The sequence below is a fragment of the Gemmatimonadaceae bacterium genome, assembly GCA_020851035.1.
GTDB lineage: Bacteria > Gemmatimonadota > Gemmatimonadetes > Gemmatimonadales > Gemmatimonadaceae > JACMLX01.
In genome coordinates this window covers 60,694-75,437 of sequence record JADZDM010000028.1, presented here as the reverse complement: position 1 = coordinate 75,437, position 14,744 = coordinate 60,694, and the positions used below count along the sequence as shown (strand labels likewise).

At 69.6% G+C, this 14,744-nt stretch carries 10 protein-coding genes; 6 read left to right on the top strand and 4 right to left on the bottom strand.

Translation table 11 applies throughout. From position 1 onward, the window contains the following. Positions 1–330 precede the first annotated feature (330 nt). Positions 331–1,743, bottom strand: a complete 1,413-nt coding sequence (lpdA, locus tag IT355_19535; GenBank protein ID MCC7055476.1) for a dihydrolipoyl dehydrogenase — start codon at positions 1,741–1,743, stop codon at positions 331–333. Between the two features lie 3 nt (positions 1,744–1,746). Continuing rightward, complete coding sequence (gene odhB, locus IT355_19530; protein ID MCC7055475.1) at positions 1,747–3,138, bottom strand: 2-oxoglutarate dehydrogenase complex dihydrolipoyllysine-residue succinyltransferase; 1,392 nt, start codon at positions 3,136–3,138, stop codon at positions 1,747–1,749. A gap of 111 nt (positions 3,139–3,249) precedes the next feature. Here odhB and IT355_19525 point away from each other — a divergent pair, with 111 nt between their 5' ends. From IT355_19525 to IT355_19500, 6 genes are all read left to right on the top strand, one after another. Then, positions 3,250–4,290, top strand: a complete 1,041-nt coding sequence (locus IT355_19525) for a zinc-binding dehydrogenase (protein ID MCC7055474.1) — start codon at positions 3,250–3,252, stop codon at positions 4,288–4,290. Beyond that, positions 4,287–4,538, top strand: a complete 252-nt coding sequence (locus tag IT355_19520) for a hypothetical protein (protein MCC7055473.1) — start codon at positions 4,287–4,289, stop codon at positions 4,536–4,538. Before IT355_19525 ends, IT355_19520 begins: the two co-directional genes overlap by 4 nt. A 99-nt stretch (positions 4,539–4,637) precedes the next feature. Further along, complete coding sequence (locus IT355_19515) at positions 4,638–5,411, top strand: hypothetical protein (protein MCC7055472.1); 774 nt, start codon at positions 4,638–4,640, stop codon at positions 5,409–5,411. A gap of 28 nt (positions 5,412–5,439) precedes the next feature. Further along, a complete protein-coding gene (locus IT355_19510; GenBank protein MCC7055471.1) occupies positions 5,440–6,336 on the top strand; it encodes a hypothetical protein in 897 nt (298 codons plus the stop codon). 129 nt (positions 6,337–6,465) lie between these two features. Further along, positions 6,466–9,009, top strand: coding sequence for a DNA gyrase subunit A (gene gyrA, locus IT355_19505; protein MCC7055470.1), 2,544 nt, complete (start codon positions 6,466–6,468; stop codon positions 9,007–9,009). A 26-nt stretch (positions 9,010–9,035) separates the two neighbouring features. Continuing rightward, a complete protein-coding gene (locus tag IT355_19500) occupies positions 9,036–10,595 on the top strand; it encodes a diguanylate cyclase (protein MCC7055469.1) in 1,560 nt (519 codons plus the stop codon). An 85-nt stretch (positions 10,596–10,680) separates the two neighbouring features. Here IT355_19500 and IT355_19495 read toward each other — a convergent pair whose 3' ends face one another. Together IT355_19495 and IT355_19490 are read right to left on the bottom strand one after the other, a co-directional pair. Continuing rightward, positions 10,681–12,156: a PDZ domain-containing protein gene (locus IT355_19495; GenBank protein ID MCC7055468.1), complete on the bottom strand. Its 1,476-nt coding sequence runs from the start codon at positions 12,154–12,156 to the stop codon at positions 10,681–10,683. A gap of 106 nt (positions 12,157–12,262) precedes the next feature. Beyond that, complete coding sequence (locus IT355_19490) at positions 12,263–14,701, bottom strand: leucine--tRNA ligase (GenBank protein ID MCC7055467.1); 2,439 nt, start codon at positions 14,699–14,701, stop codon at positions 12,263–12,265. Positions 14,702–14,744: the final 43 nt, after the last annotated feature.

Below are 14,744 nucleotides of genomic sequence, written 5' to 3'. Positions count from 1 at the left end.
GGATCGCCGCCCCGCCGTGTTTCACCGGCATTCCGTTTCAAGGGGACTTTCAAGGGGACGGAGATCTTGAAGGTTCGAGGGGACGGAGATCTTGAAGGTTCGAGGGGACGGAGATCTTGAAGGTTCGAGGGGACGGAGATCTTGAAGGTTCAAGGGGACGGAGATCTTGAAGGTTCAAGGGGACGGAGATCTTGAAGGCGGTGGGTCACCTGCGTTCAACGGGACGGGGAGCTGGAACGGACATGTCCTCGCCAGAGGTCAAGATCTCCGTCCCCTTGAAACGTCCCCTTGAAACGTCCCCTTGACACGCGTCCCCTCGAAACGGTGCGGCTAGATGTGGATCGCCCGCCCCAGCACCGCCAGCGCCGCTTCCTTCACCGTCTCGCCAAGCGTCGGATGCGCGTGCGTCGTGATCGCGATGTCCTCGCTCGAGCCCTTGTACTCCACCGCCAGCACGATCTCCTGGATCAGGTCGCCCGCGCTGGCGCCCAGGATGTGGCAGCCGAGCAGCTCGTCGGTGACGGCATCCGCGATGATCTTCACGAACCCGTTCGTCTCGCCCAGGCAGCGCGCGCGGCCGTTGGCCGAGAACGGGAACTTCCCCACTTTGTACTGCCGGCCTGACGCCTTCACCTCGGCCTCCGTCAGGCCCACGGTCGCGATCTCCGGCCAGGTGTAGACCACGCCCGGAATCGCGGCGTAGTGCATGTGCACCTTCCTGCCGGCGATCACCTCGGCCGCGATCACGCCCTCCTCCTCGGCCTTGTGCGCCAGCAGCTTGCCGCCGGCCACGTCTCCGATCGCGTACACACCCGGCAGGTTCGTGCGCATCTGGTCGTCCACCACCAGCGCGCCGTTCTTCTGCTGGGCCAGCCCGAGTGCCGCCGCATCGATGCCGTGCAGCAGCGGCTTGCGGCCCACGCTCACCAGCACGACGTCGGCCTCGAGCACCTCGCTCGCGCCGTCCTTCTCCACGGTCAGCTTCACGACCTTCTTCGACGACAGGTCGGCCGACATCACCTTCGTGCCAGTCTTGATGACCAGGCCCTGCTTCGCGAAGATGCGCGTCGCATCCTTGATCACGTCGTCGTCATTGCCGGGCAGGATGGTGGGCATGAACTCCACCACCGTCACCTCGGCACCGAGCCGGCGCCAGACGGAGCCCAGCTCCAGTCCGATCACGCCGCCGCCGACCACGATCATCCGCTTCGGCACCGATTCGAGTGTCAGCGCGCCGATGTTCGACAGCACGCGCTTCTCGTCGAACTTGAGGAACGGCAGTTCCACCGACGCCGATCCGGTGGCGATGATCACGTTCTTCGCGGCGTAGCTGGTGACGGTGCCGTCGGCGGCCGTCACATCGACGACGTTGCCGGCCTTGAGTGTGCCGGCGCCGCGGGCCCACGTCACCTTGTTCTTCTTGAACAGGAACTCGACACCCTTGGTGTTCGCGCTCACCACGTCGTTCTTGCGCTTCATCATCTGCGCGAGGTTCACCGACACCTTCTCGATGACGACGCCATGCCCGGCGGCCGAGTGCTTCGCGAACTCGAAGTGCTCGCTGCTGGTGAGCAGCGCCTTGGACGGGATGCAGCCCACGTTCACGCAGGTGCCGCCAAGTGTCTTGTCCATCTCGACGCAGACGGTGTTCAGCCCGAGCTGCGCGGCCCGGATGGCGGCGACGTAGCCACCGGGTCCGCCGCCGATGATCACGACATCGGCGCCAATCGGTTCAGCGGCCACGGGCTACTCCACCAGCATGCTGGCCGGATCTTCCATCAACTCCTTGATCCGGACGAGGAAGAGCACCGCCTGCTGCCCGTCGATGATGCGGTGGTCGTAGCTCAGCGCGACGTACATCATCGGGCGGATCTCGACCTTGCCGTCGATGGCGACCGGGCGATCCTGCGTCTTGTGCAGGCCGAGGATGGCGACCTGCGGGTAGTTGATGATCGGCGTCGAGATGAGCGAGCCGAACACGCCACCATTGGTGATGGTGAAGGTGCCGCCGGTGAGGTCATCCATCGCCAGCTTGCCGGTGCGTGCCTTGTTGGCCAGCGCACCGATGTCGCGGCTGATGGCGAGCATGCCCTTGGTGTCGGCGTCCTTCACGTTCGGCACCACCAGGCCCGCCTCGCTGGCGACGGCGATACCCATGTTCACGTAGTGCTTGTAGACGATGCTGTCGCCGTCGATCTGCGCATTGACGAGCGGGTACGCCTTGAGCGCCTGCGACGCCGCCTTCACGAAGAAGGGCATGAAGCTGAGCTTCACGCCGTGATCCTTCTCCACCTTCTCCTTGATGCGGGCACGGAGCGCCGTCACGGCGCTCATGTCGATCTCGTTGAAGGTGGTCAGGTGTGCGGTGTTGTGCTGCGCCTGCAGGAGGTTCTCGGCGATGCGCTTGCGGCGCGTCGTCATCTTCTCGCGCGTCTCGCGCTCACCGGTGCGGGCGGGCACTGGTGCCGGGGCCGGGGCCGGGGTCGGGGCCCGGGGCGGTGCGGCGGCGGCGGCGGCGATCGCGGTCACGACATCGGGCTTGCTGACCACGCCCCCGCGGCCGGTGCCGGGCACCGAGGTGACGTCGATGCCTGCGGCGTCGGCGGTGCGGGCGGCTGCGGGAGAGACCTTGGCCGGCGCGGCCGCGCGCCTCGCGCTGGTGGGCACGGGGCTGGGACCGGTGCCGGGATCGTGCGGCCCGTCGGGGAGCGAATCGCTGGCACTCGCGGCGGCCATCGTGGGCACGGGGGTGGAACCGAGGCCGGGATCGTGCGGTCCGCCCGGCAGCGGATCGCTGGCGGTCGCGGCGGCCATCGTGGGCACGGGGGTCGGGCCGGTGCCGGGATCGTGCGGGCCGCCCGGCGGATCGGCTTCCGGGGCCGCGGCGGCGGTCGGCATCACGCCGGACTCGTCGAGCTGGCCCAGCACGTCGTCCACCCCGACCACGTCACCTTCGGCGCGTGCCTGCGATGCCAGGATGCCCGACTTCAGTGCCGGCACCTCGACCGTGATCTTGTCGGTCTCGAGTTCGACGAGGGTCTCGCCGGCGGTGACGGCATCACCCGCCGCCCTGAGCCAGCGTGACACGGTCGCCTCGACGATCGACTCGCCGAGCGGTGGCACCTTGATCGCTATCATTCGCCTTGGTCCTGTTCGAAGAGGGCGCACGCAGATGCGCCGGGTCCGTCGGCGCGGCGCGAAAATGCCGCGCGCGCCGGAATCATAACTCACGCCCGCGGGATACTCGTGATGCGCGCACTGGTGCTCGGTGGCCACGGTGGCCTGGAACAGCTCTCGATTCGCGACGACCTCCCGGTGCCCTCGCTCGTCGATACGCAGTCGGTCCGGGTGCGAGTGTCGGCGGTGGCACTGAACCGGCTCGACCTCTTCGTGATGGCCGGATGGCCGGGTCTCACGCTCGGGCCCGACTGGGTGCCGGTGGCGGATGCGACCGGGACGGTGGAGTCAGTGGGTGGTGGCGTCACGACGGTCGAGGTCGGCGACACGGTGGTGATCAATCCGGGGCTGAGCTGTCGCACCTGCGCCTATTGCCTGGCGGGGCAGCCGCCGCTGTGCCTGCGCTACGCCATCGGCGGTGAGCACCGGCCCGGGACGGCGGCGGAGTACGTCGTGGTGCCGGAACACCTCGTGGCCGCGGTGCCGGCGGCGATTCCGGTGGCGGAGCGGGCGGGGTTCGGGCTGGCATCGCTCACGGCGTGGCGCATGGTGGTGGGCAAGGCACGGGTGGCGGCGGGGGAGCAGGTCCTGATCTGGGGCATCGGCGGCGGCGTGGCACTCGCGGCGCTGCAGATCTGCAAGGCACGCGGGGCGACGGTGTGGGTGACGTCTGGCGACCCGGCGAAGCTGGAGCGCGCGCGCCTCCTCGGGGCCGACCACTTGCTCAATCACGCCACGGACGACGTGCCGGGCCTGATCCGCGCCGCGACGGGGAAGCGCGGCATGGATGTCGTGATCGACAGCGTCGGGTCGGCCACCTGGAGCCGGTCGCTCGGTTCGCTGGGGCGTGGGGGGCGGCTGGTCACCTGCGGCGGCACCAGCGGTCCGATGGTCGAGACCGATGTGCGGCGGCTGTTCATGAACCAGTGGCAGATCTTCGGGTCGACCATGGGCAGCGAGGCCGAGTGGGAGGCGGTCGTCACGGAGTTCCGTGGTGGCGGGCTGCGGCCGCCGGTCGATTCCGTGTGGCAGTTGTCGGCGGCGCGCGACGCCTATGCGAGGCTCCAGTCCGGCGAGCAGTTCGGGAAGGTGGTGATCCAGGTGGCGGCATGAATGAGCCGGCGCCGGCGCCGGATGGGCCGGCCCAGTATTCGGTGGCCGAGTCGGCCATGATCCGGCGCGAGGTGCTCGATGGTACCGCGCCGCACTGCCCGCGCTGCGCCTCGCATCCCGTGATGGGCCGGAAGGAGATCGGCGGCGGGTCGTTCGGGCTCGGGTATCAGCGTCGGCGCGACTGGTTCGTGTGTCCGCGGTGTCACCGTTCGGCGATCTTCGACCTGCGCCGCGGCACGCGGAACTGAGGGGGATGGTGTCCGCAATGGTTGGGGACCGGCATGGGTGCTAGCTTGCAGCGCTGCCACGCCCGTGGGCCCGCGGGCGCCATATTTCGCTGATCCGCCATGAATTTTCTGACCCGACTGCAGGACAGTTTCGCGACGCTCGGCGAGATCGTGCCGGCCCTGCTCGGTGCAATCGTCATCCTGTTCGCCGGCTACCTGCTGGCGAAGCTGGTGCAGCGCGGGGTCGAGCGGCTGATGAAGAAGCTGGCCGTGAACGACCTGCTGCGTCGGGGCGGCGTGATGGAGGCGGTGGAGCATGCCGGCCACCACGTGAACCCGGCGCGCGTGGTGGGGAACATCGTCTTCTGGGCGGTGATGTTCGCGGTGCTGCTGGTGGCCTCGACGGCCGCCGGGCTGCAGTCGCTGAACGACGTTTTTGCCGAGCTCGTCAGTTACATTCCGAGCATCATCGCGGCGATCGTGATCGTGATCGTGGGGATCGTGCTGGGCGGCTTCGTCGAGGGATTGCTGCTGGCGGCTGCGGGGGCGTTGCACGGTGGTCCGACGCTGGCCCGGGTGGGCCGGGGCGGGATCGTGGTGCTGGCGATCTTCATGGCATTGCAGGAGCTGGGGGTGGCGACCGACATCGTGACGACGGCGTTCGCGATCCTCTTCGGGGCGGTGGCGCTGGCCCTGGCGCTGGCGTTCGGGCTGGGCAACCGGGACCTCGCGGGCGAGGTGACCCGGACCTGGTGGCTGCGCTACCAGCGCGAGAAGGCGGCGATCGATGCCGAGGTCGCGGCCGAGGAAGCCGAGATCGACGAGGACCTGGACGACGTGGGTGACGAGCCGGCGCCGGCGGGGGCTTCCAGCCATGGCTCGCGCCTGTCCTGACGCGGGTCGGGACGGTATCTTTGCGGTCATGAGCGGACGCGTGCACAGGTGGCGATCGGTCGGGTCGTGTTCCGTCGCGGGGGCGGTGTTCGCGATGGGCGCGCTCTCGGGGTGCGGCCGGTCCGGCGCGATGCCCGAGACCGGGTTGCGTCCGCGCATCCTGAGCGGGTCCGCCGTCACGCTGATGGGCCGTGGCCCGCAGAGCGAGCTGGAGGCGGCCGTGGACCTCGCGCACGACTACCGCGAGCACCTGCTCCGCGCCTCGGACTTCACCGACATCGGCCAGGATCGCTGCAACGACGGCTGGCTGCGTGCCTTTCCGCGCGACAGCACGGACGCGATGCGCGAGGCGACGGCGGAGCTGGTGGACAAGCTCGAGAAGCTGATCCAGGCGTATGCGGTGGATGCACCGCTGGACTCGCCGGAGGGGCGTGAGCTGCTGCGGACGGTGCTGCGCTGGGAGACGGGGCGCGAGCGTCCGCGCTGGGATGTGTGGAACGGCAAGCCGGGGCGCGAGGCGATCGCGGCCGGGCTGACGGAGCAGGTCACCGATGTCGCGACCGGGCGGTGCCTGGTGCATGCGCGTGGTGACACGGCGTCGTACGTGCTGCCGCTGGTGACCGGGGTGTCGCTGACGGCGGTGCGCGGTGTGCCGGTGAAGCTCGCCTTCGGGGATCGCGGGCTGACCGCGCTGCGCGCACGGTACTGGGCAGCGAAGGATGTCCGCGACAGCAGTGCCATCATGGCCTACACCCGTGTGTCGGCCGCGATGTTGTGGAAGGAGTATGCCGTGGTGACCGTGCACCGTCCGAAGGAGCTGCGGGACGGCACGGCGCTGAGCACCAGCAACGGCGGTGGCACGTACATTTTCCACCGTGTGGGCAACGCCTGGCTGCTGCTCGTCATCGCGCGCTCCTGGGGCTGACCGTGCCAGCCCCCGCCGGTGGCGTGACAGCCACCGGGCCGGCGCTCCTCCCTTTCGTTCCGTAGTCCACCTTCCCGACGTGGCGCCGCGCCTGCGGCCCGACGTCGGTCACGCTTTCCCCACCTGCGCATGACTGGTCCCGGGCCCCGCGAACGCATCCTTCCTCGCATGATCGACGAGGAGATCAAGGAGTCGTTCATCAACTACTCGATGAGCGTGATCGTCTCGCGCGCGCTCCCCGACGTGCGGGACGGCCTGAAGCCGGTGCACCGGCGCGTGTTGTATGCGATGAACGAGGCCGGCCTCACCGCCGGCCGGCCGTACCGCAAGTCGGCCACGGTGGTGGGTGACGTGCTCGGTCGCTACCACCCGCACGGCGACAGCAGCGTGTACGACGCGGTCGTGCGCATGGTGCAGGAGTTCTCGCTGCGCTACCCGCTGGTGGACGGCCAGGGCAACTTCGGCTCCATCGACGGCGACAACGCGGCCGCCTACCGCTACACCGAGGTGCGCCTCACGCGCATCGCGATGGAGATGCTGGAGGACATCGACCGCGGCACGGTGGACTTCGGCGCCAACTTCGACGACACACGGGAGGAGCCGAAGGTCCTGCCCTCGCGCCTCCCGAACCTCCTCGTCAACGGCAGCACCGGCATCGCGGTCGGCATGGCCACCAACATCCCGCCGCACAACCTGCGCGAGGTGGCGTCGGCGATCGTCGCGATGGTGGACAACCCGGACATCGAAGTCGACGAGATCCGGAAGCACATCACCGGTCCCGACTTCCCGACCGCCGGCTTCATCTACGGGCGCGCCGGCATCAAGGACTACATCGAGACCGGCCGCGGGCGCCTGCAGGTGCGCGCCCGCTGCGTGATCGAGGAGAACGAGCGCGGCACCAAGAGCCAGATCGTCGTCACCGAGATCCCGTACCAGGTCAACAAGGAGCGGCTCAAGCAGCAGATCATCGACCTGGTGCGCGAGGGGAAGGTGGCCGGCATCAGCGCCATCCGCGACGAGTCGAACAAGGAAGGCATCCGGATGGTGATGGAGCTGAAGCGCGACGCGATCCCGCGCGTGGTGCTCAACCAGCTCTTCAAGCACTCGCAGCTCCAGACCACGTTCGGCGTGATCATGCTGGCGCTGGTGCCCGACCCGAAGACGCGGCAGCTGGTGCCGAAGGTCATGCCGGTGCGCGAGGTGCTGCAGCACTACATCGAGCACCGCCACGAGGTCATCACCCGCCGGACGCAGTTCGACCTCGACAAGGCGCTCGAGCGCGAGCACATCCTCGAGGGGCTGAAGATCGCCGTCGACAACATCGACGAGGTGATCAAGATCATCCGCGCGGCCGAGGACACGCCGACGGCGAGCGTCAGCCTGCAGACGCGCTTCGCGCTCTCGGAGCGGCAGGCGGAGGCGATCCTCAACATGCGCCTCGCCAAGCTCACCGGCCTCGAGATCGACAAGCTGGAGGCGGAGCTGGCGGAGGTGCGCGCCCTGATCGCCGAGCTGCGCGACATCCTCGGCAGCCGCGACCGGCGCATGGCGATCCTGAAGCAGGAGCTGAACGACGTCGCCACCACGTTCGGCGATGCGCGCAAGACGGAGATCGTCAGCGACGAGGGCGAGTTCAGCGTCGAGGACCTGATCGCCGAGGAGGACGTCGTCGTCACGATCTCGCACACGGGGTACGTGAAGCGGACGTCGGTGTCGCTGTACAAGCGCCAGCGGCGCGGCGGGCGCGGCAAGACCGGGACGGGGCTGAAGGACGAGGACTTCGTCAGCCGGCTCTACATCGGCAGCACCCACGACTACCTGCTGATCTTCACCGACGACGGGCGCATGTACTGGCTCAAGGTCTACGAGATCCCGCAGTCGAGCGCCGGCGCCCGCGGCAAGCCGATGGTGAACCTGATCAACGTGTCGCCCGAGACCCGGGTGCGTGCGGTGGTGCCGGTGAAGGACCTGGAGAAGATCACGCCGGAGGACGAGCGCTTCCTGTTCTTCAGCACGCGCGGCGGCACGGTGAAGAAGTCGCGCATGTCGGACTACACGAACGTCCGCAACAACGGCATCAAGGCGATCAAGATCGAGGCCGGCGACGAGCTGATCGACGTGCAGGAGACGTCGGGCACGAACGACATCGTCCTCGCCACGCGCTTCGGGCTGAGCTGCCGGTTCCACGAGAGTGACGTGCGCGAGATGGGCCGCGACACGACCGGCGTGAAGGGCATCGAGCTGCGGCCCGAGGACATCGTCGTCGGCATGGTGGTGATCAAGCGGGATGCGACCCTGCTGGTGGTGACCGAGAAGGGCCTCGGCAAGGTCAGCGACGTCTCCGAGTACCGCGTGCAGAAGCGCGGCGGCAAGGGGATCCTGACGCTGAACCGGACCGAGCGGACCGGGAACGTGGTGGCCCTGATGGAGGTGCTGCCGGAGGACGAGATGATCCTGATCACCAAGCAGGGCATCCTGATCCGGTCGTCGGCGGCCGAGGTGCGCAAGACGGGCCGCAATGCACAGGGCGTGAAGCTGGTGGCCCTGGACGATGGTGACTCCGTGATCTCGGTGGCGCGCGTCGTGCCCGACGAGAAGGATGGCGAGGATGGCGGTGCCGATGACGGCACGGGAGCGGCAGATGCAGACGCCGGCGATGGAGCGGAAGGCTGACCTGCTGACCGCAGCGGGCGATGGCCGTGCGGCGTGACGAAACACGCCGCCCGGCCGTCATCGACGTGGCCCCCGATCCCGCACTTCCCGATTCCCCCGAGGCACGCACGGCGATGAGTGCCCCTCGTATCATCGTCGCAGACAGTGACCCGGCCGTCCAGCAGACCATCGCCTGGGTGTTGCGGGAGCACGGCTACGAGGTGCGTGGCGTGCTCTCCACCGCCGCGGCCGTGGCCACCACCCGCGACTTCAGCCCCGACCTGCTGCTGGTCGACGCCACCCTGCTCGAGGGGGGCGGCGCCGACACCCTCACGGCGCTGAAGGAGGAACCGCTCTGGCACGACCTGCCGGTGCTGGTCACCTCGACGCGGGCGCCGGAGGAGATCGTGGAGGAGGCGCTGGCCCACGGCGCCACCGACGTGGTACGCAAGCCGCTGCGCTCCGGCGAACTGCTGGCCCGCATCGGCGCCAACCTGCGCAGCCGCAACGCCCTCGACCTCGCCCGGCGCCAGCTCCAGACGACGCAGGAGGCCCTGGCGCAGGCCCGCGAGGAGGCGCACACCGGCCGCACGCTGATGGCGATCATGCGGGAAGTGAGTGCCGACCTGTCGAGCGAGGAGATCTACCACGTGCTGGTGCGGCGGGTGGCCCGGGCGCTCGGCCTGTTCCGCTGCTCGGTGGTGCTGGCACGGCCCGGAGAGTTGTCGGCCGTCGTACCGGCCGCGTTCGACGACCCGACGCTGCGCAACCTCCCGCTGAACCTCGGGAAATACCCCGAGATCCGCGTCGCGCTCGAGGCGGGCCGGCCGGTGCTGATCGGGGACGTGATGGTCCACCCGCTGTTCGCCGAGCTGCGCCAGCGCTGGGCGCGCGAGGGAACGGTCGTGGCGACGCGCAGCGTGATCGCGCTGCCGTTCTTCGTGGACCGCCAGCAGGCCGGTGTGTTCCTGCTCCGGCGCGGGGTGGGTGAGCCGCCGCTGACCGAGGAGGACGTGGCGTTCGCCGACTCGGTGGTGAAGGCGGCGGTGGCGTCGATCCAGCGGGCGCACCTGATGGAGCTGGCCCACGCCGACAACGTGCGGCTCGCCGCGCTGGCGCAGACGGACCCGCTCACGCAGGTCCTCAACCGCCGCGCGCTCACCGAGCGCCTGGCCTCGGAACTGGATCGCGCCCGCCGCTACGGACACTCGGTGGCGGTGCTGATGATGGACCTCGATCACTTCAAGCAGGTGAACGACACCCACGGCCACCTCGTGGGCGACGGCGTGCTGAAGGACACCGCCGAGGTCCTGCGGGCTGCGGTCCGCAGCGCCGACTTCGTGGCGCGCTACGGCGGCGAGGAGTTTGTGGTGGTTTTGCCGGAAACGTCGATGGAAGGGGCCGTGATCTTCGCCGAGCGCCTGCGCGAGCGGATCGCGACCACGCCGTTCCTCGGCAGCGCGGGCCAGCCGATGCGGCTGAGCGTGAGCGTCGGGGTGTCGCTCTTCCCGGCGCCGCGCATCACGTCGGTGGACGACCTGCTCTCGGCCGCCGACGCAGCCCTCTACCGTGCCAAGGCGGACGGACGGAACTGCGTCCGGTACTGAGCTGCGCGGACGGGCACCAGACGACGACGGGCTGGCTCCGCGCACAACCTGCGCGAGGCCAGCCCGTCGAGCGTCCGCGCCAGGCTCAGCGCACGGCCGGCACCAGCAGCGTGATGCGCCTGCCGCCGCGCAGGACCTCGACGGCCTGGTCGCGGCTGCGGTCGACGCTGATCTCGAGGCTGGTGCCGCGGCGGACCGACCGCCGCTCGATGGTCAGGAGCATGTCGCCGGCGCGCAGCGGTTCCCAGTCCCGGTGCGCGCGCACGATCAGCGCTCCCTCCTCGGCGCCGCGGCCGAACTGCCGGGCGAAGTCGCTGTCCACCACCGCCAGCGAGAGCCCGCCCACGGTGAGCGTGGCACCATCGGTGTGCCCGGTGATCGTGCCGCGAATGGGCCCGTCGCCATCACGCCGGATGTCGAGATCGTAGTCGCGTGACGAGCGGGCGTATTCGCGTGCCGCCTCGCGCTGGCCTTCCGCCAGCTCCCGGGCCGCCTCGCGTTCCGCCGCGGCCCGCTCCCGCGCGACCTCCCGCTGCGCCTGCGCGATCCCGCGCTGCGCCTCGCGCACCTCACGCTGCGACTCAGCCATCTCGCGGCGCGCCTCGGCGCCGGCGCGAGCCGCCTCGTCGCGGGTCTCGTCATCCAGCTCGACGCGCGTGCGCAGGTTCATGCGCAGGTCGTCGGCCATGCCGCGGAGGCGGTCGACATCGATGGTGATGCCCGACGACCACGACGGCGTGAGCTCGACGGTGCGACGGCGACCCTCGCTGCGGACCTCGAGACGCACCGGCGCGGAGTCCCGGGTCGCGTCGAGTGTACGGCGGAGGCGGGCGATCCGGGCCTGGACACCATCCGCGCTGCCGGCGTCGGCCGGGGGGACGCGGAGGTCCACGCCATCGATGGCAATCACGCGGTCACCCTCCAGCAACCCCGCCTTCTCCGCGGCGCCGCCGCGCGTGAGGCTGGTGATCAGCAGGCCGGCGGTGTCGCGCATGGAGCCGCGGTCGGAGAAGCCGATGCCGAGCACGCGCCGGCCCTGCGCGATGGTGCGGAACGAGCGCGCCATTGGTGACTCGGCGAGGGCGACCCGCTTCGTCTCGGTGCGGCCGTCGCGGCGGATCACGATCGAGACCTCCTCGCCCGGCTTGTGGTTGCCAAGCGCGCGGCGCAGGCGCGCCTCGGGGAGCGCCTCGGCGGCGCTGTCGCCGAGGTCGGCGGGGTCGAGTCGCAGGTCGATGCCGTCGATGGAGACGAGGCGGGACCCCGACGTGATGCCAGCCTTCGCCGCGGGGAGGCTCTCGTCCACGTCCTCGATGAGCAGCCCGAGGGTGTCGGCGGGGCCGGAGGAGGTGCGCGGCGTGACACCCAGGTAGCCGCGGGTGGCTCCCGGGGCGAAGGCGAAGCGCGGGGGCTGCGGCCAGTCCGGCGCATCGGGCGCGGTGGCCGGTGGTGGTGGTGGCGGGGCCGGCGGCGTGCGCTGGGCCAGCCCCGCCGGCGCGACGAGGGTGGCGAGGATTCCGACGCGGGCCGCAATGCGTGCGGCGTCCGGGAGCATGGTCATGATGGGTCTCCGGCGTTCAGGCTGCCGGTGCGACGTGCGCCGGCCTTCGGTTCGCCGGTCTGACACCACGCGCCGCCGGCAGGGTTGCCGGCGGCGCGTGGCCGGTTCACACCACGATGTTCAGCAGGCGCCCGGGCACGAAGATGACCTTCTTCGGCTCGCCCTCGACGAACTTGGCGATGTTCGGCTCGCGCAGGGCGGCGGCGTAGACGTCCGCCTGCGCAGCTACCCTGGCCACGACCACGGTGCCGCGGGTCTTGCCGCTGATCTGCACCGCAACCGTGATCGTGTCCGACACCAGCATCGCCGGGTCGTAGGCCGGCCAGCCGCTGTCGAACACCGACGCAGTGAACCCGAGGAACTGCCAGCATTCCTCGGCCATGTGTGGTGCGAAGGGGGCAACGAGCTGCACCAGTGGCAGCACCTCGTCGCGGTGCACCCGGCGCTCGCCGGCGCGCAGCACGTTGAGGTACTCCATCATCGCCGCGATGGCGGTGTTGTAGCCGAGCGCGGGGAGGTCCTCGCCGACCTTCCTGATGGTCGCATGCAGCTTGCGCAGCACGGTGGAGTCGGGCGTGCCGCTGGTGGTGCTCTCGTGCACCGAGCCCCAGATGCGGTCGAGGAAGCGTCGCACGCCGGTGATGCCGGCGTCGCGATAGTCGCCGCCCTCCTCGTAGGGACCGAGGAACATGAGGTAGGTGCGGAAGCTGTCCGCGCCCCAGCGCTCGATCAGTTCGTCGGGGTTCACCACGTTGCCCTTCGACTTCGACATCTTGGCGCCTTCGCGGATGATCATGCCGTGGGCGCGGAAGCGCGTGAACGGCTCCTCGAAGTCGACCAGCCCCGCGTCGTGCAGCACCATCGTGATGAAGCGCGAGTACAGCAGGTGCAGCACGGCGTGCTCGTTGCCGCCGATGTAGGTGGTGACGGGCAACCAGCGCTTCGTGAGTGCGGCGTCGAACGGCACGTCGGCGCGGTCGGCACTCGGGTAGCGCAGGAAGTACCAGGCGCTGTCGAGGAAGGTGTCGCTGACGTCGGTCTCGCGGCGCGACATGGCACCGCACTGCGGGCAGGGCACGCGATACCACTCGTCGTGGCGGGCCAGCGGGGAGATGCCGCTGTCGTCGGGGCGGAAGTCCTCGATCAGCGGGAGCTCGACGGGGAGCTGGTCCTCGGGGACCGGCACCGGGCCGCAGCCGTCGCAGTAGATGATCGGGATCGGCGGGCCCCAGTAGCGCTGCCGCGAGATGCACCAGTCGTTCAGCCGGTAGTTCACCACCGGCTGTGCACTGCCGCGCTCCTGCAGCCAGGCGACGACGGCCTTCTTGGCCTGCGGCACCGGCATGCCGGAGAAGTGGCCCGAGTTCACGAGCAGGTCGGCGTCGGACTTCGACAGGTACGCCTCGGCCAGCGGGGCATTCGCATCGTCATCGGCGCCGGCGACGACGCGGATGATCGGCAGCGCGAACATCTGCGCGAACTCGAAGTCGCGCTCGTCGTGACCGGGCACTCCCATGACGGCGCCGGTGCCGTACTCCATCAGCACGTAGTCGGCGATCCAGACCGGGATCGGCTGGCCGGTGGCCGGGTTGATGGCGACGGCACCGGTGTCGACGCCGGTCTTCTCCTTGCTGACCTTCCGCGAGACGACGTCCTGGGTCTTGGTGCGCTCCAGGTAGGCGTCGACGGTGGCGCGCTGGCCGGGCGTCGTGATCTGGTGGACGAGCGGGTGCTCGGGGGCGAGCACCACCCAGGTCGCACCGAAGATGGTGTCGGGGCGGGTGGTGAAGACGGTGACGTCGTGGGCGTTCGCCACGCGGAAGGTGACGTGCGCACCCTCGCTGCGGCCGATCCAGTTCCGCTGGGCCTGCCGGGTGGTCTCACTCCAGTCGAGCGTCGCGATGTTGTACAGCAGCCGGGGGGCGTACTGCGAGGTGCGGAAGAACCACTGCTCGAGCAGCCGCTGCTCGACCAGCGAGTCGCAGCGCTCGCAGTGGCCGTCTTTCACCTGCTCATTGGCGAGCACCGTCTTGCAGCTCGGGCACCAGTTCACGGCGGCGGCCTTCTTGTAGGCCAGCCCCTGCTTGTAGAGCTGGAGGAAGAGCCACTGCGTCCACTTGTAGTACGACGGGTCGCTGGTGACGACTTCCTTGCTCCAGTCAACCATCAGGCCGGCGCGATGGAGCTGGCGGCGGAAGTTTTCGACGTTTCGGGGCGTCAGCCGAGCAGGGTGTGCTCCGACCTTGATCGCGAAGTTCTCGGAGTGGATCCCGAAGCTGTCGAAGCCGATGGGTTCGAAGACGGTCCGTCCCTGCAGGCGCTGGAACCGTCCGTGGATGTCCGCGCCTGTGAAGGCGAAGAGGTTGCCGATGTGGAGCCCCTCCGCCGACGGGTAGGGGAACATCATCAGCTGGTAGTACGGATCCTGGCCGGTGACGAGGTCGGGGGAGTTCGTTCCCCGGTCGGCCCAGCGCTGCTGCCAGGCAGACTCGACGGCGGCGGGATCGTACGACGGGGTCTCTGGCAGGTGCGGCGTCTCGGACATCGGCTCGGTTCAGCTCGGTTAGTGCAAGTGTGCGTATCCCTCT